Origin of the sequence: Psychromonas sp. B3M02 (assembly GCF_003318165.1) — a bacterium.
Taxonomy (GTDB): Bacteria; Pseudomonadota; Gammaproteobacteria; order Enterobacterales; family Psychromonadaceae; genus Psychromonas.
This window is the reverse complement of sequence record NZ_QOCB01000107.1, coordinates 1-21,127: the sequence shown is the minus strand read 5'-3', so window position 1 is coordinate 21,127 and position 21,127 is coordinate 1. Positions and strand designations below refer to the sequence as shown.

Here is a 21,127-nt window from a genome sequence, read left to right as displayed (position 1 = left end):
TATTTACTATGATTGGTATTGCTTATTCGCCAGCTATTTTCATCTTCTTAATTAAGATAGAGCCTGTTTTTAAACTACTTCTTGGATCGATATCAGAGCCAATTGCGCTGATGTCCATAAACATCTCTTTCAGATTACCTGCGATGGTTATCTCATGGACAGGGTAACTGATCACACCATTCTCTACCCAGAAACCAGCAGCACCACGTGAGTAATCACCGGTCACCATGTTTACACCCTGCCCCATTAACTCAGTCACAAATAAACCTGTGCCCATCTCTTTTAGGATACCCGCTAAATCTAAGCCATTATTTTTAACAAACCAGTTGTGGATGCCACCAGCATGACCCGTACTTGGTAAGCCCATTTTACGTGAAGCGTAACCGGTTAATAGATAAGTTTGTAAGAAACCATTATCGATAATATCACGCTTTACCGTCCGGCCACCTTCGTTATCAAAAGGCGAGCTGGCAATGCCTTTAACAATATGCGGGTCTTCTGTGATTGACATCCAATCAGGGAACACTTGCGTATTAATAGAGTCTAATAGGAAAGATGATTTCTTATATAAACTTGCACCACTGATTGCACTTACTAAATGCCCAAATAAACCACTGGCCATTTCCGGACAAAAAACCACTGGGCTTTCTTGTGTTTTAATCTTACGCGCACCTAAACGGTCAATGGTTCTTGATACCGCTTGATCTGCAACCCATTGCGCTGAATACAGGTCATCCATATCACGTGCGCTGGTGTAGCTGTAATCACGTTGCATCTCATCATTTTCTTGGGCAATCAATACACAGCTTAAACTATGGCGACTACTCGCATAACTCTCTAAAAAGCCATTACTGTTTCCGTAAACCTGCAAACTAGTGTGGCTATTCATGCCTGCGCCATCTGAATTTACAATACGTTTATCTGTATTTAACGCTATATCTTCACACTGTTTAGCTAATGCCAATAATTCATCGGTGTTTTTATCGCTTGGATGGTACAGGTCCAAATCCAGTGGGTTGGTTTCTAAGTATTGCTTATCTAATAACCCTGCATAAGGGTCTTGGCTAGTGTATTTAGCAATATCCACAGCCGCTTTAACACTCGCAGCAATCGCTTCTTCACTTAAATCAGCCGTTGATGCACTGCCTTTACGATGATCGATATACACACTGATACCCATTGCACCATCATGATTAAACTCAATATTTTCCACTTCACCTAAACGTGTATTAACTGAAATACCTGCACTTTTTCCTAAAGCGACTTCAGCTTGGCTCACCCCTAAGTCATTGGCAATATTAAGCGCCGTGTTCACGGCCTTTTCAAGTAACTGTTTCTGTTCAATCATGTTCAAGCACCACAAGGTAAATAAATTTAAGATAAGAAATAATAACATGGATTAAGGTAAGCATCTTGTGATGATGTTATGATGCGCATAATTATTTAATCCCTAACGTGATAGACCAAAAGCTATGAATAAAAAAGTTGAAGAAATACTCGAAGAAGAAGAGATCAGTAAGTCGCAAATCAAACGTGAAGCAGAAGCTTTAAAGGATATTGGTCGTCAACTTGTGGCATTAAATGCTAAGCAACTTGCACAAATCCCTGCAAGCGATACCTTAATGGAAGGGATCAAAGTAGCTCATAAAATTGCTAATAAACATGAAGCATTACGTAGACAGTTACAGTATATCGGTAAAGTATTACGTACTGAAGATATGGAAAAAATCACCGCTAAGTTAGATATCTTAAACGATAACAATCGTAAGCGTACTCATGCTATTGCTCACCTTGAGTTATTAACAGAGCAGATGATTGAACTAGGTGATCCAAAAATCAATGATGCATTAGAGATGTACCCACAACTTGAGCGTCAAAAGCTACGTCAATTGGTACGCCAAGCGAATAAAGAGAAGAAGCTAGAGAAACCAGCTAAAACAGCCAAAGAGTTATTTATCTACTTAAAAACTCACTGTTTATAGATGTAGCAATCGCACTAATCATTGCTATAGAACTAAAAAGCCAGAATAATCATTATTCTGGCTTTTTTTATAGCTGTTATTTAAAGGCATTATTCAAAGGAAAGATTTACCAAATTAATTAGTACCACCGACCGTTAATTGATCAATTTTTAGAGAAGGTTGTCCCACACCAACAGGTACGCTTTGTCCCTCTTTACCACAGACACCAACACCTGGGTCTAAACACATATTATTGGCTACCATGGAAATTTGTTGCATCGCATCAAAACCATTACCGATTAATGTCGCTCCTTTGATTGGTGCAGTAATTTTACCGTCTTCAATCAAGTAAGCTTCAGAGGCAGAGAACACAAATTTACCCGAGGTAATATCCACTTGACCACCACCAAAGTTAGGCGCGTAGATGCCTTTTTTAACGCTTTCAATTAACTCTTCATGTTGGTATTCACCATTTAACATAAAGGTATTGGTCATACGTGGCATAGGTAAATGCGCATAAGATTCACGACGCCCGTTACCGGTTGGGTCAACCCCCATTAAACGCGCGTTTAATTTATCTTGCATGTAACCTTTTAAGATACCATTTTCAATCAACACATTGCGTTGACCTTTAGTTCCTTCATCATCAATGTTAACTGAGCCACGACGGTCAGCAATACTTCCATCATCGATAACAGTACAATGTTTAGACGCAACCTGTTGACCAATTTTACCAGAAAATGCTGAAGAGCCTTTACGGTTAAAGTCACCTTCTAAACCATGACCTACTGCTTCATGTAATAATACACCTGGCCAACCAGCACCAACGATAACCGGCATTGCGCCAGCGGGTGCAGCAACAGCTTCAATATTAATCAGTGCTTGGCGCACCGCTTGACGAGCATAACCAAAGGCTTTTAATTCACCCTCTTGTGTATCAGTGAAGTAATCTAGATCAAAACGACCACCTCCGCCTGCACTACCACGTTCGCGTTTCCCGTTCTTTTCAATTAACACAGAACAGCTAAAACGAATTAAAGGGCGCACATCCGATGCTAAAGTCCCATCGTTTGCTGCCACTAATATCTCTTCGTAAACCGCATTTAATGACACAGTCACTTCAGTTACCGCAGGATCTAAAGCACGGGCAAAACTATCAACCTGTTTTAACAGCTCGATTTTTTTATCACGGCTCATACTTTGTAATGGATCAGCAGCACCGTAATACAGTGGTTGTGCCGTAGGCATAATCAACTTAACGGTTTTTTCTTGGCCTGAGTTAGCAATGCTTTTTGCTGCGTTAGCCGCTTCAGCAATGGCATTTTTAGAAATCTGGTCAGAGTAAGCAAAACCTGTTTTCTCTCCAGAAACAGCGCGGATACCAACACCTTTCTCGATGTTATAACTGCCCTCTTTGACAATACCATCTTCTAATAACCAAGATTCATGTCTGCTAGCTTGAAAATAAAAATCTGCGTAATCAATTTGCGCTCCAGATATTTGGCTAAGCTGTGATTCTAGATCACTAATTTGCATCTCTGCAGGGGCTAAAAAATTGTCTACGACTTGTTCAAAAGACATTAAAGATCCTTATTTATAAATACTAGTAAATCGATTGTGTTGCTGCACTGGCATTTTCTTTCTAATCTGAATAACATCATGCAATGAAAAATCAGTCTGTACTACGCCATTACCCGTTGTTAATTGCGTTACAACTGCACCCCATGCATCCACTACCATGGAATGCCCATAGGTGTGACGTGTTTTATGTTCCGGCTGATGAACAAAATGCACACCACCTTGGTTAGCAGCTAACATATAACATTGTGTTTCAATGGCTCGCGCTTGTAATAGTGCTTGCCAGTGTGCTTCCCCCGTTACTTGGGTAAAAGCAGCAGGTAGGATAATAATCTCCGCACCCTGTTCTCTGAGCTGCTGAAATAATCCCGGAAAACGTAAATCATAACATATTGCTAAACCAACTTTAGCAAAACCACAGTCTACTACTTTCACTTGTTGCCCAGGAATGAAGGTATCAGACTCTCTATAAGCGCCCTGTGCATCTTCTACATCCGCATCAAACAGATGAATTTTATGGTAATGGTCCAGTAACTGACCTTGTGCAGAATAGACTAAGCAAGTGGTATAGACTTTATCGCTTTGCTCACTTTTAATGGGAAAACTACCGCAAATCAAAGTACAGGAATAGGCTCTGGCTAACTCAGCTAAACGTCGCTGTACAACACCATCCCCTAACGCTTCCGATTTTAACAAATAGGCTTGACGATCGCCAAAACATAGCGCATTTTCAGGTAATAAAACAAGATGCTCGCTATCCGAGTCGAAGCTTAATGTATCAAGTTGTTCCTTTACTTGCTCAAAATTATGTTCGATACAATCACTGCTAATAATTTGAATCGCAGTTAACGTGCAAGTTTTATGATTATCACTCATCTTATTACTCCTTAGCAGAGCTGCTATTTAGTTGTGTTATTAGCTTGGTTATCTTCTAACTTTTCTAATACTTCACTATTTTGTAACTTCACTGAGCCTTTTAATCTATCTTCAATAGTAATTTTAGGATCAGAGATAGGTCCTTTTGCTGAAAAATCAACACGCACAATGGTATCGACGACAGGCTCCAGAATCTTGGTCAGCATCAGTACCGCTGCACCAGTTAATGGGTTAATCGCAAAGGCAGCTAATACCGGTAAGCTAGAGGTAACTGCAGGGCTGTAACTAAAACGATAATTAACATTTAAGTTTGGTAAATCAATTAAACCTTCACCGGATATTTTGCCCGCTGAACCATCTAAAAAGTAATCATCATTTTTTAGAATACCGTTGCTGATTTTCGCCGATAAAGACATAGTATCGAACCCTAAGCCTTTAGAGAATACATCATCAAACTCTAAGTTAAGACTGCGACGTATCGCATCTAAACTTAAAAAACTTAATAGACGAGCGCCTTTATCGTCCACTTCGGTAATTTGCCCATTTTCTACATCAACAGCCAAATCACCATTTAAAGAATCAAAGTTAAATTGCCAAGGCGCACCTACCCAATTTAATGCGCCACTTAGTTCACCCTGTTGATAATTCATTGGGCTTTTATAACCTAAACGGCGAACAATATTCGTGTTACTACTGCCCTTTGCATCAAAAATGATATTAGTACGGCGCTGATCCCATACTCCAGAGATAGTGGTAGCCTGCTCTTTTTCACCGAGTTGCACATAGTCTATGTTATATCGAGATTTACTCGGAAACACATGTACTTTTAGCGGAGAGAATGACATTTGATTATAAATACACACGACACAGTCTAAAAAGATCTCCGGATAATCTAAACGAAGGTTATCACTTGGCTCAGCTAAAGCCGATGACTCGGGCTGTGCAAAGGTATCCTCTACAGCTTGCATATCTAAAGATTGGAAGTTCATGTTTTGGATATTGATATCGTAACGATCTGGTATCCCTTTACGGTATTCAAGGCTGGCGAGGAGATCATCACCCTGCACATTAATGCCAAGCTTCTTATCTCCCTGCTGTAAATCAGCGGCTAAATTTACAATGGGTTGTTCAAATAGCTCCGCATGTTTTACATTTAAATAAAGGTGATCAAGCTGTATTAATGCTTGCTCACTCTCTGTTTGCGATTGATTTTGTAAGTGATCTTTAACGACAGTGACCCAAGGCGTTAAATTCACTCTTGATTCATTAATGCGTATTACTTGTTTACTCTTATCAATAGGTTGGCTTAACTGCTCACCTAACCCTAAGTAAAAGTATTTAAGTTGTAGTTGCTGATCTGGATAATAGAGTTCACCCGATGAGGTTAACTTATTAGAGATTAACGCATCCCAACGTATTCCATCTTGGTCGCCATTAACATTCACTTTACTTGGCCAAGACTGCAATGCATTTTTGTTATAGGGTGCAGGTAAGTTGATTTTAGTACCCTGTAAAGGAGACGTAATATTCACCCCAAACTGATACTTACCTTGCTCTTGGCTAAAATTAACTTGTCCTTGCCAATCTAAGTTACCACTTAACTGAAGTGATGCTAAATCCGCTTGATGGCGGCTTAGTTTCCCCATATCCCACTGACCAAACAGGCTGACCAGTAGTTGGTATTTACCTTCTTTGTCATCACTGGAAAAGGAGAAATTAACAGGTTGTTCAAGTAAATTGGCAGTTAAACCATCCCCTTCAAAATGATCATCAGTAAAGCTGAAACTCCCCTGCGTATTTTCTAACAACAAATTGGTTGTATCACTGAGTTTGATATTGACATCATTACCAGCCAGCTCAAAATCACCTGTAACCTGTACTTCACCGTTTTCTTTTGCAAAAGGAATGGATAAACCCAGCGTGCCTTGCAAGTTATCGCTGATTTGTAGCGTTTCATTAACTTGTTGCAGACTCTCTTTAATCGGTGATTTGACTAGGTATTGCATAATTGCATCGGCTTTTTGATCGATTTCCGCCGAAATTTCAATCCCTCCATTACTCGCAAGATGCGCAATCTTAGCCGATAGTTTATCTATCTTCATGCTGCCTAACTTAGCTTTTTCGCTATACATGTATAAAGCATCATTTTCAAATAACAGGTCTAAGTCTAAATCGTATAACCCTTGCCATTCATCAAAAAAGTCATACTGTGCATTTTTAAGCGGCACATAGGCTTGGAATATACCTTGATTATCTTTAAATGGATAAGCGCTTAATGGTCCATCCCATAATATCTTCGCACCATCCGCAGTCCCTTCTTGAATGGCAGACTGAAGATAACTAAAGACACCCTCACCCATCGCTTTAATCGGTAAATAGTGTTGTGCTTTACCCGCATCATTTAAGGATGCGTAGGAATACAAGCGTAAATAGGGGCTACTATCTTGTTGCTCTTGATTAGGGAAAAATAAAGAGAATTGAGAGGTACTTTTAAGATCGTCGGTTTCAATCTCTACACCGTTACTGGCAAGGGTTACCCCTGTTTCACCAACATGCCAATGTAAATCGATTTCCCCTTTTTGTAAGGGCATTGCACGGTTGAATTGACCATCAAAATTAATGCTTTGTGGTGGTAATGAGATAGATGCATGACCGCTATCTTGATCCGCTGTCACCTTAATATCAGCATTATTGATACCAGGAATAATATCGTTAGCTTGGTTACTAAAGCCATCAATCTTTGCGTTAACGGTTAATTGCCCAATCGGGTTAAAGCTCATATTAAATTGACTTAACTTACCTCCCACCTCTAAATCAGAAACATACTCAAGCTGTTGCTCAGAGAGCGAGGAAAAGAGTAAAGCAAAGGGAGTGATAGCGTTGACATTAATCCCGTTTAAATCGAACTTACCAAAACGTCCGACGTCACCATGTCCGGCAATACGTACATCATGTAAAGGGGTATAATTATGGGTAATATTAAGGTCATAACTATCAAATAACCAATGCTCATTATCATAGGTAAATTGCATGGAGCCATCGTTAATTTGCCAACTTTCCGATTCACCTAACATCGTCCATGCGATTTCCGAGTTATCCCACAATAACTGCATATTTTTGAAGCCATCAACATCAAAGTCACTCCATAATCGGAATGATAACACTGCAGAAGCGAGCTCCGCGGCAGGGTTAACCTGAGGTTTTAAATATTCAGTGGCATTCAGGTTTTCAGCATGAGCATATAAACTACCTACTAACTTGTCTTGGGAATCTTCTGCGTCACCAGTGACATCAATAATAAACTCTAGTGTATTGTCACCCAGAGTATTAGGTAATGAAGCCTTACCTACCCCTTGATGTTGCTCACCATCGTTTAACCAACTGAGGTCTTGGATTAAAATTGTCTTTTGATTATAAAGATGATCGGTAAAACGAATACGGCTCTCAGTGATTGAAAAAGAGCTTAGACGCAGTAGTAAAATATTCTTTAATGAATCAATGGTACCTTGTGAACCGCTGTCACCTTCTGTATCGGAAAACTGTCCCAAACCATCCGTATTTAAGGTGGATTTAAGCAGTAAATCAGCGCCTTTAATAGAGATATCATTAAATACAAGCTGTTGCTTTTGTAGGCTTTCTAGAAAGTCTAAATGCAGAAAAAGGTTATTAATTTTTAATTCGAAGGGTAATACTTCGGTTTCAGTGAAGGTAACATTATTTAAGGTTAAAACTAAACCAGAGAAATCGATCCCTGCAGATACCTTATCGGCATCCACATTAATATCATGTTCAGCGGCGACCCACTCAACCAGTTGCGCTTTATAATCCTCAACGCCATTGATGGCAAATCGAGCAGCCGTGAGTACTACGGCTAAGACAATTAATGTCACGACCAATAGTACTACTAAGCATTTCATACACTTTAAAGTAAAATGTTTCAAAAATGAAAACCCATTTACCGTCCTTTTACTGCATTACCAGTACTAATTAAGAGAGTAGTTATCAATATTAATACGCTTTGATATAAAAGCAATTAACCACACTTTAACTAGTTCATTACTACATCAAACTGCTCAGGTCCATACATTGGCTCAGCATGAATTTCAACGCGTTTTTGCATAAAGACAATCAACTCACCTAAGTTATAAGACTCATCCCCTTTTAACGCTTCGGCCACTGCAACTGAGGCATAAACAGAAAAACGTTCTGCAGAGTACGCACGGTCAACACGTAATATTTCACGTAATATCTCATAACAGACGGTTTCTACGGTTTTAACATAACCACGACCATTACAGGTTTGACATTCGCCACAGAAAATATGTTCAAGACTTTCATGGGTGCGCTTGCGTGTCATCTCAATCAAGCCTAATGGCGAGAAATCATTAATATGCGTTTTAACACGATCCTTTGCTAAGGCTTTTTCTAAACTATTAAATACTCGGCGGCGATGCTCTACTGACTTCATATCAATAAAATCGAGTATGATAATGCCACCTAGGTTACGTAACCTTAATTGACGGGCAATCGCCAAAGTCGCTTCAATATTCGTATTAAAAATTGTCTCTTCAAGATTACGATGCCCAACAAATGCACCGGTATTAATATCTACCGTGGTCATCGCCTCGGTTTGGTCAATAATTAAATAACCACCTGACTTTAATTCTACTTTACGATTTAACGCACGTTGTACTTCATTCTCAACATCAAACAGATCAAAGATTGGGCTCTCACCATCATAATATTCAACCTTACCCTCTAACTCAGGTACAAAATCAGCGCTGAATTTAGATAACTCTTTAAAGCTTAATTTAGAGTCAATACGTACACGGTCGATTTCATTACCCACAAAGTCACGCAAAATACGGAATGCTAACCCTAAATCCTGATAGAGCATCTTGTTTTTTGATTGGGTACGTTGCTTACGAGTGACCACTTTTCGCCAAACCCGTTGCAAGAAAGCCGCATCATTTCTTAACTCTGCTTCAGGCGCACCTTCGGCAGCAGTACGAATGATAAAACCACCCAACTCATCCACGCAGGATTGGGTGATACTTTTTAAGCGCTCACGCTCTTCAGCACTTTCAATACGCTGTGAAACGCCCACATGCGTAGTGTCTGGCATAAATACCAGATAACGTGACGGTAAAGTAATATCCGTAGTTAAACGTGCACCTTTTGTTCCTAATGGGTCTTTCACCACTTGCACGATAATATTTTGGCCAGGTCTCACTAGGGTAGAAATATCAGCCACTTTACGTTTATCTTTTTCTGGACCGGTAAAACATTCTGCATGTAAGTCGATATCAGAAGCATGTAAAAATGCCGCTTTTTCTAAACCAATATCAACAAACGCAGCTTGCATGCCGGGTAAAACGCGCGTCACTTTACCTTTGTAGATGTTACCTGCGATACCCTTACTGACTTGACGCTCTATATGTAACTCTTGTAAAACACCCCCTTCGATCAACGCAACGCGTGTCTCGGTTGGGGTAATATTCATTAATAATTCAACAGACATGTTAAGCCTCTTCAAAGCGTTTAATAAGTTGTGCCGTTTCGTAGAGAGGCAACCCTACTACAGCACTATAACTACCGGATATATGCGTTACGAATTGCCCAGCAATTCCTTGAATGCCATAACCACCCGCTTTATCTTGTGGTTCGCCTGTTTCCCAATAGTCTGAAATTTCTTGATCACTGAGAGTTTTAAAGGTTACATCAGTAGTAACCAGTTGCACTGCCTGTTGTTGCGCAGAGACTAACGCTACTGCCGTGAATACTTGGTGAGTATTACCTGATAAACGATTCATCATCTGTTTTGCATGCAACTTATCCTGCGGCTTTTCCATCACAATACCATCGCACACCACAATCGTATCTGCACCAAGCACCACACCTTGCTGTTTATTATTATGCAAACCTGCTAAGGCTTTTTCTAAGGCTAATCGCTGTACATAATGCTCAGCACTTTCAGCGACCTGTTGGGTCTCATCGATGCCAGCTTTAATACGTTGATACTCAACGTTAATTTGTGACAGTAATTCACCACGACGTGGAGAGCCTGATGCTAGTAATAGTTTGAATGGCATTAACTTACCTTATAACGAACACGCAGATAGCGCATAAATAGAAAGAACCAAGGCCAAATCAACATGGAAGTAAAGATCGACCAAAAATATGGACGATGTAAAATAATCTCCTGCATACTGGAGGCTATCCAATACAACCCGAGTTTCGCAATAAAGATAAACAACCCCAGCAATAAAGTGGTTTGTACTAAAGTGAAGTTACGAAAACGTTGGAAATTGATACTGGTTAAATACGCCAACAACGAAAACAGCAAACCATGCGTCCCTAATGTTGAACCTAATAATAGATCCAAGATTAAACCCAGTATAAAGGCATGGCCGATGTTCACTCTATGCGGTAGCGCAATAATCCAGTAAAAAATCACTAAAATCATCCAATTAGGACGAAATGCATTAAAAATAATAGGCAGCGGAAAAATATCAGCCACCAAACAGACAAAGAAAGTCAGATAGATAACTCTATAACTATTCAACAGGGGCATCGAATTCTTCCGGAGAGTCTAATGTTAAATCAGCATCAGCTAATGGGTCATCATTCCATAGCAATAATAAGTAGCGGCTTCTGTCTAGGTCAGCAACTGGTGTTGCGGTTACCGTCGCATATAACTCACCTTCTTGGTAATCAAAACGGCTAATTTTAGCCACCGGATAACCAGCAGGGAAACGACCACCTAAACCAGAGGTGACTAACAAGTCGCCCTCTTTGATGTCGGCATTACTTTGCACAAAAGGGACTTTCAGTTGATCCCAAGCACCACTACCATGGACAACTGCGATCACATCATTACGTTGTACACGCACAGGAATACCATGTGTTGCATCGACAATTAACACCACTCGACTAGTGGTACTACCCACTTGTGAGACTTGTCCAACCACACCCTGCTCATTAATTACAGGTTGGCCTAAATACACGCCGTTTAATGCACCTTTATCAATCAATAACTGATGTGTGAAAGGGTCTGAGCGTAAACTCATCACCTCGGTGATCATACGTTTATATTTAAACTTTCTTTCTGAGTTTAACAGTTGGCGAAGTTGTTTATTTTCACTTTGTAACTGCCCTAATAACAGGCGGTCAGCTTTTAAGTGTAAATTGTCTTTTTCTAATTGTTGATTACGGTCGACGAGTGCTTGTCTGGTCATGATGTTTTCAGAAAATGAACTGAATATTTTCTGTGGCGCATCAGCAACATATTGGATAGGTGAAACAATCGAATTTAAGTAGACACGAGCCGAAGAGAATAAATTGAACTGACTATCAGCGATCATTAATCCCACACAACAGGCTATCACAATGGATAGCCTAAGTATGAAAGAAGGACCGCGGGTAAAAATTGGTTTCATGGGGGTTTCTATTGAATGTTAACGCAGGGATCAACCTGCGTTAATTGATATCAATCTCCGTTAAAGACATCACCACCATGTGTATCGATCATCTCTAATGCCATACCGCCACCACGTGCAACACAGGTAAGAGGATCATCAGCAACAATCACTGGGATGCCAGATTCTTCAGATAACAGACGGTCAAGCTCGCATAATAATGCGCCACCACCTGTTAGTACCATACCTTGCTCTGCGATATCAGCGGCAAGCTCTGGCGGAGTTTTCTCTAATGCTAACATGACAGCTGAAACGATACCGCTTAATGGCTCTTGTAACGCTTCTAAAATTTCATTGCTGTTTAATGTAAAGCTACGAGGTACACCTTCAGCAACGTTTACACCACGTACTTCAATCTCTTTCACTTCATCAATTGGGTAAGCAATAGCAATGCTGTGCTTGATACGTTCAGCGGTAATTTCACCAATTGTACAACCGTAGTTACGACGTACATAGTTGATGATTGCTTCATCAAACTTATCACCACCGATACGTACAGACGCAGAGTAAACGATACCATTTAACGAGATAACAGCGACTTCAGTAGTACCACCACCGATATCAACAACCATTGAACCTTTTGCTTCAGATACAGGCATGCCAGCACCAATTGCCGCAGCCATTGGCTCATCAATTAAGAATACATCGCGTGCGCCTGCGCCCATTGCAGATTCACGAATAGCACGACGCTCAACTTGTGTTGAACCACAAGGCACACATACTAAAACACGTGGGCTAGGACGCATAAAGCTGTTGTTATGCACTTGTTTGATAAAATGTTGTAACATTTTTTCAGTGATATAGAAGTCAGCAATGACACCGTCTTTCATTGGACGAATTGCTTGAATATTGCCAGGCGTTTTACCTAACATCTGCTTTGCAGCACTACCTACAGCGGCAACCCTTTTGCCATTTTTATCCATTCGAATTGCAACTACAGAAGGCTCATCCAAGACTATACCTTGGTCTTTTACGTATATAAGGGTATTTGCAGTCCCTAAATCGATCGATAAATCGTTAGAAAACATACCGCGGAACATTTTAAACATGAATATTTCCAAAAGAAGCGAATAAAAGTAATTCGCGTACTCTACCAACCCGCTAAAAATACAGCAAGAAAAGAAAGTGAAAAGCTTGCTTTTACTGGTATTAGCGAGCACAAATTAGTTATTTTGATCACCGTCGAAGGGTTACCAAGATAACATTCAACTATCCGTCTATTTTTCAACCAGCAACAATCTGAATATGTCTATCGACAAATCTACCTAAACAGACACAAAGAAACAAAAATAGTTTCTACTTTTAAGTGAACAAGTAGTTCAAAAATAGTTGAAATTTTAGTTATAAAAAAACCTACCGAAGTAGGTTTTTAATACATTAATAATCTTAATGGCTCACTGCTGCTAATTTTTCAAAGTAATCAGGGAACGTTTTAGACGTACACTTAGGATCATTAATAGTCACAGGTGTATCGCTTAATGCAACTAATGAAAAACACATCGCCATACGGTGATCATCGTAGGTATCAATCTCGGCATGTTTAAGCTGTGCAGGCGGTGTCACTTCAATAAAGTCATGGCCTTCAATCACTTCAGCGCCCACTTTACGTAGCTCCGTTGCCATTGCATATAAACGGTCAGTCTCTTTCACACGCCAGTTATAAACGTTAGTGATTTTAGTCGTCCCTTCAGCAAACAAAGCAGCAACTGCAATGGTCATCGCCGCATCAGGAATATGGTTCATATCCATATCAATCGCTTTTAGCTGACCTTTGCTGGCTTTAATGTAATCATCGCCCCATTCAATATTTGCGCCCATCGCTTCTAAGGCATCAGCAAATTGAATATCACCCTGTACCGATTTTTTACCAATACCAGTTACTTTAATGCTACCGCCGCCAATCGCCGCAGCCGCTAAAAAGTAAGAAGCCGATGAAGCATCACCTTCTACTAGGTAATTGCCTGCCGCTTGGTAAGTTTGACCACCTTTAATTACAAAGCGCTGGTATTCACCATCAACATTATCTACTTCAACACCAAAATCTTGCATGATTTGTAAAGTAATTTTAATGTAAGGTTTTGATACTAACTCACCGACAATGTTAATCGTTGTATCTTCAGAAGCCATTGGTGCAGACATTAAAAATGCCGTTAAGAATTGGCTTGAAACACTACCATCAATACTAATCTCACCGCCTTTTAGGCCAGTTCCTTTAATCTTTAAAGGTGGGTAGTTTTCATCTTTTAAGTAAGTAACATCTGCGCCAGCTTGCTTAAGTGAGTCAACTAATGAACCAATTGGACGTTCAAACATACGTGGTTCGCCCGTCAAGGTATATTCGCCTTGACCTAAACATAATGCAGCACATAAAGGACGCATCGCAGTCCCCGCATTCCCTAAGAAAAGCTCAATATCACCTAACGCTTGGGTATTGAATGCACGGCCAAGACCTTCTACAACACACTGCGTTTTATCAGCAGAAAGCGTGTAATTAACGCCTAACTTTTTTAACGCATTTAACATGTGACGAATATCATCACTGTCTAATAAGTTAGTTAACGTGGTCGTTCCTTCGGCCAGTGCCGCTAATAATAATGCGCGGTTTGACAAGCTTTTTGACCCGGGTAGATTAATCTCGCCATCGACTTGTTTAATCGGGTTTAATAATAACTGTTCCATTCTATCTGTTTCTCTTATTGCAAATTTAAAACACGGGTGAGTGCTTGTTTAAAACGTTGATTCTCGGCATCCGTACCGATACTAATACGTAAATGTTGTGGTAAACCATAACCGGTGATCGGTCTTACAATCACCCCTTCTAGCAAGAGTTTTTGGTAAACTTCATCGCCCGACTGACCAACATTTACCGTAATAAAATTACCCATTGATGGGATGTACTGTAAATCATGAGCGTCAAAAAAAGCACTTAAGTCTTTCATGCCCGCATCATTTAAGCGCACACTATCAGCTAGGTACTGCTCATCTTGTAAGATGGTTTCCGCTGCTTTTAATGCTAAAGCATTACAGTTAAACGGTTGACGTACACGATTTAAAATATCAGCAATATCTGGGTGAGAAATGCTATAACCGACACGTAAGCCAGCTAAGCCATACGCTTTAGAGAAAGTACGTGTCACAATCAGGTTTGGAAACTCAGTGATCCAAGCAATCGCATTACCACGACGCTCAGCTGATGCATATTCAAAATACGCTTCATCTAAGACCACTAACACATTACTTGGCACCTGCTTCAAGAACCCTTTAATCTCATCTTGCTCTAAAAAAGTACCCGTTGGATTATTAGGGTTAGCAATAAAGATCAGTTTGGTTTTATCTGTGATCGCCGCAACCATCGCATCCAGATCGTGACCATAGTCTTTTGCTTTTACTACCACAGCAGTTGCGCCAATGGCTTGCGTTACCAATGGGTAAACTACAAAAGCATGCTCAGCAAACATCACTTCATGGCTATTATCCACAAAAGCACGTGCAATCAGTTCTAATAAATCGTTAGAGCCGTTACCTAAGGTAATTTGATTTAGTGCCACTGCATATTTATCTGCTAATGCCTGTTTAAGGTAATAACCATTAGCATCTGGATAGCGTGTTAATTCCGTTAACTCTTGTTGTAATGCGGCTTTAACTGAGTCGCTCAATCCAAGTGGATTTTCATTAGAGGCTAACTTAACAATATCGGTTAATCCCAACTCACGCTCTAATTCATCAGTTGGTTTACCTGCTTGGTAGGGGCGCAACTTTTGAACGCCTGTATTTGCCAAGCTTAAAAAATCATTACTCATTTTACTTCCTTTCAATTACTTCTGTAACGAGATTATGCGTAGCGTTTTTCGAATTCAGCCATAAAATCCACTAAGGCTTGTACACCTTCAATTGGCATCGCATTATAAATACTCGCACGCATTCCACCCACTAGCTTGTGACCTTTAAGCGTTAATAAACCAGCTTGTTTCGCTTCGCTTAGGAAGGTTTCATTAAGGCTATCATCGGCTAAGGTGAAAGGAATGTTCATACGACTACGTACGCTTTTATCTACGTTATTGCTGTAGAAAGGAGACCTATCGATGGCGTTGTACAGGAGTTCTGCTTTAGCAATATTCTTTTTCTCAACTTCGGCAATACCACCCTGCGCTAATAACCATTTAAACACCAAACCCGCTAAATACCATGAGTACGTTGGCGGCGTGTTATACATAGAATCAGCGTTTGCTTGAATTTCGTAATCAAAGATTGATGGAATCGCTTTACGCGCTTTACCCACTAAGTCTTCACGTACAATAACAATAGCTAAACCAGATGGGCCGATATTTTTTTGGGCACCGGCGTAGATTAAACCAAACTTACTGATATCTAATGGACGAGATAAAATAGTCGAGCTCATATCTGCCACTAACGGCACAATACCCGTTACAGGTACATCGAAAATTTCAATCCCTTCAATGGTTTCATTTGGACAGTAATGTAGGTAGGCAGCACCACTGTTAACAGGCCAATCATCACAAGGTTTAACAGTAATTTTACCGTCTTCCGTTGTGGCCATGATGTCTGTTTCTTTAATACGTGCGTGTTTCTTTGCTTCAACCACAGCAGACTTAGACCATTGCCCCGTCAGGATGTAATCAGCATCTAGGTTTTCACCTAATAAGTTAAGTGGAACCGCAGCAAATTGACCACGTCCACCACCTTGGCAAAATAATACTTTGTAATTATCTGGTACTGACAGTAACTCACGTAAATCGGCTTCTGCTTGTTTAGCTAGTGCGATATATTCAGGGCTACGGTGACTGACTTCCATCACTGATACACCCGAGCCTTGCCAGTTACAAAATTCACTTTGTGCTTGTTGCATTACTGCTTCAGGTAACATTGCTGGGCCAGCACAAAAATTATAAATCTTACTCATTTTTATATCCCTTAAAACAAAATAAGCGGCTCTAGCCGCTTATTAATTGTAAATATTAACTACTCCGCTGTGTCAGTCTCTTGTTCATCAACGACGTCAGCTGGTGCTTCAGGTGTGCTACCTTGTTCTACAGAAGCGGCTGTTTCGCCTTCTTCATCTTCGTAAACAGGCACATCTTTAATTTCATCAATACGTTGTAGTGCAACGATTTTTTCATCTTCAGACGTACGGATCAGCGTAACACCTTGTGTATTACGACCCACTACTGATACCTCAGAAACACGAGTACGTACTAATGTACCCTTGTTAGAGATCAACATGATTTCATCGTTTTCATCAACCTGTACCGCGCCCACAACTTTACCGTTACGTTCGCTGACTTTGATTGAGATAACACCTTGCGTTGCACGGCTCTTAGACGAGTAATCTTCTAATGGAGTACGTTTACCGTAACCATTTTCAGTGGTTGTTAAGATATGACCCGTTTCGTTTGGTACGATCAATGAAACAACTTTACCGCCTTCGTTTAATTTAATACCACGAACACCGGTTGCTGTACGACCCATAGGACGAACACCTTTGAACTTGATTTCAGGGTTACCGTTTTCATCTAAAACAACGTTACCTTCTTCATCAGTCACTTCACTCTCTTCAGCTTCTTTAAAGCGCACCACTTTACCTGCATCAGAGAACAACATGATTTCATTAGTGCCGTCAGTTAATGCAACACCGATCAGTTCGTTATCATCAGTTAAGTTAATTGCAATCAGACCACTTGAACGTGGACGGCTGTAAGCACTTAATGCGGTTTTCTTAACCGTTCCGTTTGCTGTTGCCATGAATACGTATTTATCATCTTCATATTCACGTACCGGCAAGATAGCAGTAATACGTTCGCCCTCTTCAAGCGGCAAAATGTTCACAATTGGACGACCACGAGCTTGACGAGACGCTAATGGTAATTGGAATGTTTTCAGCCAGTACAAACGACCGCGTGTAGAGAAACATAGAATCGTATCGTGAGTACTTGCCACTAATAGTTTTTCAATGAAATCTTCATCTTTCATCTTAGTCGCTGCTTTACCTTTACCGCCACGACGCTGTGCTTCGTAGTCAGATAGAGGTTGGTACTTAACGTAACCTTCGTGAGACAGTGTGACGACCACATCTTCTTCAACGATTAAATCTTCCATACATAAATCGGCTTCAGATTCAGTAATCTCAGTACGACGCGGATCAGCGAAGTTATCACGCACTTCTTCTAACTCTTCTTCGATCACTTCCATCAAACGAGCAGGACTTTCAAGGATGAACAATAGCGCAGCAATGACTTCTAATAGCTCTTTGTACTCACCTAAAATTTTCTCATGCTCAAGACCGGTTAATTTATGTAAACGTAAATCAAGAATCGCTTGCGCTTGGATTTCAGTCATAAAGTATTGGTTATCACGGATACCATACTCAACAGCTAACCCATCTGGGCGAGCTGCATCAACACCGCTTGCTTCTAACATAGAAGAAACAGCGCCTAAATCCCAACCACGTGCTTGTAGACCTAATTTAGCTTCAGCTGGTGTTGGAGATTGACGAATTAACTCAATGATCTCCTCGATATTAACCAGTGAAATTGCTAAACCTTCAAGGATATGAGCACGGTCACGGGCTTTACGTAATTCAAATACCGTACGGCGAGTAACCACTTCACGACGATGCAGAATAAACGCTTCTAACATCTCTTTTAGGTTGAATAATTTAGGCTGACCATGGTCAAGTGCTACAGCATTGATACCAAACGTAACCTGCATTTGTGTTTGTGCGTATAAGTTATTTAAAACAACCTCACCCACTTCACCACGCTTAACTTCCACCACCATACGCATACCGTCTTTATCAGACTCATCGCGTAATGCACTAATACCTTCAATTTTCTTATCTTTTACAAATTCAGCGATTTTTTCGATAAGACGCGCTTTATTCACTTGATAAGGTAATTCATGTACTACGATCGTTTCACGACCGGTTTTTTCATTAACTTCAACTTCCGCTTTAGCACGTACTTTAATTTTACCGCGGCCCGTTGTGTAAGCATCGATAATACCTTTACGGCCATTGATAATACCCGCTGTTGGGAAATCAGGTCCTGGAACATGCTCAATTAACTCAGGGATCGTAATATCTTCATTTTTGATCAACGCTAAACATGCATTGATCACTTCACCCAAGTTATGAGGTGGGATATTAGTTGCCATACCTACCGCAATACCCGATGAACCATTAATCAGTAGGTTTGGAATTTTTGTAGGCAGTACTTCAGGAATGAACTCAGTACCATCATAGTTCGGTACGTAATCAACCGTCTCTTTTTCTAAGTCAGCTAATAATTCATGTGCTAACTTCTGCATACGGATCTCTGTATAACGCATCGCTGCCGCGCTATCACCATCAACAGAACCGAAGTTACCTTGACCATCAACCAACATGTAACGTAGTGAGAAGTCTTGCGCCATACGAACAATCGTATCGTATACGGCCGTGTCACCATGTGGATGGTATTTACCGATTACATCACCAACAACACGTGCTGATTTTTTATAAGGTTTGTTCCAATCATTACGTAAGATATTCATCGCAAATAAAACACGGCGATGTACTGGTTTTAGACCGTCACGTACATCGGGCAAGGCACGCCCTACGATCACGCTCATAGCGTATTCAAGATAAGAATTTTTTAATTCATCTTCAATATTAATTGGAGAAACGTCAGAGGCAAATTCGCTCATAGAAACTTAAATCCTTAATTTAGTGGAAATAGACTGAATTTAGTAAGAGATTGATAGTAGCACAAATGCATCTCAGCAAAAGGCTTTTAATACGCAAAATCGCCTGAGAATCGTTTTATGGGCGAATTTGAGGCATTTATCGTTTTAACGTTCACTTTTTAAACAGTTAAATTTTCAAATTAAAGCGCTCAGCGTCGCAAAATAAAATTCCCCATCGGAATTATTATCACGGTATAATCGTTTACTAGGTCAAATGACGCAATAATCAACGACATTAGCCCACTTTTATCTGCCACAACACATACAGGGTGCACACAGCATGGATCACAACACACCAACAACCATTTCAGCGTTAGAAGCAACATCAGAAGAGTTGATTTCAGAAAATAATGTTGATCAACAAGAGATTGAAAAATTCTCAGCAATGGCAGAACAATGGTGGGATTTAGAAGGCGATTTCAAACCTTTGCATATGTTAAACCCTACTCGTCTTGAATATATCGAACAAGGTGTACAAGGTTTGTTTGGTAAAAAAATCGTCGATGTAGGTTGTGGTGGCGGTATCCTAGCAGAAAGCATGGCCATTAAAGGGGCAGAAGTTACGGGTATCGATATGGCTCACGCCTCGTTACAAATCGCGCGTTTACATGCCTTAGAAACAGAAACTAAAGTCACTTATAAGAAAACCACAGCCGAGCAGTTTGCCGAAGCCAATGCACAACAGTTTGATGTAGTGACCTGTATGGAGATGTTAGAGCATGTGCCAGATCCAGCCTCAGTGATCCAAGCCTGTTGTGACTTAGTAAAACCAGGTGGCACAGTGTACTTTTCAACCATCAATAAAACCTGGAAAGCCTACTTAATGATGATATTAGGGGCAGAGCATGTGTTAAAATGGGTACCAAAAGGCACCCATGAATATGAAAAGTTCATCCGCCCTTCTCAGTTATTAAGCGCAATTGATAACACGCAGTTAAAGTGTGATGATTTATGTGGCGTGGAATATAGCCCGTTAGCGAGTAATTTTAAGATCACGAAGAATGTAGATGTAAACTATATGTTGAAGTGCACGAAACTGAGCTAGTTTTTCTCGCCTCTATCCCCTTGTTCCCATGGCCTCCGTGGGAACGCATGTTTACCTAGATTACTGAGAATTATTTCTCGTCTGCGCTCGTCAAATCAGCTTTAACATTATAAACAGTAGTTTCGCCCTGTCGGCGACTTTACTTTCTCTAGACCAGTAGAGAAAGTAAGCAAAGAGAGCTGGCACCGAATCGCTTTCTCATCCAAATCATACATTGCTTTTATAACGCACCGGCTCTTGCTGGCCATCCATGGCCAGAACGAGCCTAAGCCAAACATCCTGTTTGGCTTTGCTAAAAGCAATCTATGATTTGGGAAAGCTCAACGGCGGGGATTTTCGTAACCACCTTGAACAAGGTTTTATTGTAGCTAAATCAAGAGTCGCTATATCAATTTGTTAAATTAGTATTGAGCTCATGAGGGATAGGGTTCCGGGGCGCTGGCTTCAGC

Annotated in this window: 15 protein-coding genes; 2 read left to right on the top strand and 13 right to left on the bottom strand. The window is 40.5% G+C overall.

The window, feature by feature from the left end; all coding sequences use genetic code 11:
* Positions 1-22 precede the first annotated feature (22 nt).
* Positions 23-1,348 carry a metalloprotease PmbA gene (gene pmbA / locus DS885_RS11590; RefSeq protein ID WP_113819594.1) on the bottom strand — a complete coding sequence of 442 codons (1,326 nt, stop codon included), beginning with the start codon at positions 1,346-1,348 and terminating at the stop codon, positions 23-25.
* A 124-nt stretch (positions 1,349-1,472) separates the two neighbouring features.
* On the opposite strand from pmbA, the gene yjgA reads away from it, so the two are divergent.
* Complete coding sequence (gene yjgA / locus DS885_RS11585) at positions 1,473-1,982, top strand: ribosome biogenesis factor YjgA (RefSeq protein ID WP_113819593.1); 510 nt, start codon at positions 1,473-1,475, stop codon at positions 1,980-1,982.
* 114 nt (positions 1,983-2,096) lie between these two features.
* Here yjgA and tldD read toward each other — a convergent pair whose 3' ends face one another.
* The 12 genes from tldD to gyrA form a co-directional block, all read right to left on the bottom strand.
* Positions 2,097-3,542 (bottom strand): metalloprotease TldD, encoded by a 1,446-nt coding sequence (tldD, locus tag DS885_RS11580; protein WP_113819592.1) that lies wholly within the window; start codon positions 3,540-3,542, stop codon positions 2,097-2,099.
* Positions 3,543-3,551: 9 nt separating this feature from the next.
* On the bottom strand, positions 3,552-4,415 hold the full coding sequence (locus tag DS885_RS11575) for a carbon-nitrogen hydrolase family protein (protein WP_113819591.1): 864 nt from the start codon (positions 4,413-4,415) through the stop codon (positions 3,552-3,554).
* 23 nt (positions 4,416-4,438) lie between these two features.
* Positions 4,439-8,332, bottom strand: a complete 3,894-nt coding sequence (locus tag DS885_RS11570; RefSeq protein WP_113819590.1) for a YhdP family protein — start codon at positions 8,330-8,332, stop codon at positions 4,439-4,441.
* Between the two features lie 131 nt (positions 8,333-8,463).
* Positions 8,464-9,936, bottom strand: a complete 1,473-nt coding sequence (gene rng / locus DS885_RS11565) for a ribonuclease G (RefSeq protein WP_113819589.1) — start codon at positions 9,934-9,936, stop codon at positions 8,464-8,466.
* Position 9,937: 1 nt separating this feature from the next.
* Positions 9,938-10,507 (bottom strand): Maf family protein, encoded by a 570-nt coding sequence (locus tag DS885_RS11560; RefSeq protein ID WP_113819588.1) that lies wholly within the window; start codon positions 10,505-10,507, stop codon positions 9,938-9,940.
* Positions 10,507-10,989: a rod shape-determining protein MreD gene (gene mreD, locus DS885_RS11555; RefSeq protein WP_113819587.1), complete on the bottom strand. Its 483-nt coding sequence runs from the start codon at positions 10,987-10,989 to the stop codon at positions 10,507-10,509. Before mreD ends, DS885_RS11560 begins: the two co-directional genes overlap by 1 nt.
* Positions 10,973-11,854, bottom strand: coding sequence for a rod shape-determining protein MreC (mreC, locus tag DS885_RS11550; protein ID WP_113819586.1), 882 nt, complete (start codon positions 11,852-11,854; stop codon positions 10,973-10,975). The genes mreD and mreC overlap by 17 nt, the downstream gene beginning before the upstream one ends.
* Before the next feature lie 50 nt (positions 11,855-11,904).
* Complete coding sequence (locus DS885_RS11545; protein ID WP_113819585.1) at positions 11,905-12,942, bottom strand: rod shape-determining protein; 1,038 nt, start codon at positions 12,940-12,942, stop codon at positions 11,905-11,907.
* A 337-nt stretch (positions 12,943-13,279) separates the two neighbouring features.
* A complete protein-coding gene (gene aroA, locus DS885_RS11540; protein ID WP_113819584.1) occupies positions 13,280-14,572 on the bottom strand; it encodes a 3-phosphoshikimate 1-carboxyvinyltransferase in 1,293 nt (430 codons plus the stop codon).
* Positions 14,573-14,586: 14 nt separating this feature from the next.
* Entirely contained in the window at positions 14,587-15,693 is a 1,107-nt protein-coding gene (hisC, locus tag DS885_RS11535) for a histidinol-phosphate transaminase (RefSeq protein WP_113819583.1), read from the bottom strand.
* A 32-nt stretch (positions 15,694-15,725) separates the two neighbouring features.
* On the bottom strand, positions 15,726-16,814 hold the full coding sequence (serC, locus tag DS885_RS11530; RefSeq protein WP_113819582.1) for a 3-phosphoserine/phosphohydroxythreonine transaminase: 1,089 nt from the start codon (positions 16,812-16,814) through the stop codon (positions 15,726-15,728).
* Positions 16,815-16,873: 59 nt separating this feature from the next.
* On the bottom strand, positions 16,874-19,594 hold the full coding sequence (gene gyrA, locus DS885_RS11525; RefSeq protein WP_113819581.1) for a DNA topoisomerase (ATP-hydrolyzing) subunit A: 2,721 nt from the start codon (positions 19,592-19,594) through the stop codon (positions 16,874-16,876).
* Positions 19,595-19,967: 373 nt separating this feature from the next.
* Between gyrA and ubiG the strand changes: the two genes are divergently transcribed.
* The gene (gene ubiG, locus DS885_RS11520) at positions 19,968-20,678 is read left to right on the top strand and encodes a bifunctional 2-polyprenyl-6-hydroxyphenol methylase/3-demethylubiquinol 3-O-methyltransferase UbiG (protein WP_441344266.1); all 711 of its coding nucleotides are present in this window, start codon (positions 19,968-19,970) and stop codon (positions 20,676-20,678) included.
* Positions 20,679-21,127: the final 449 nt, after the last annotated feature.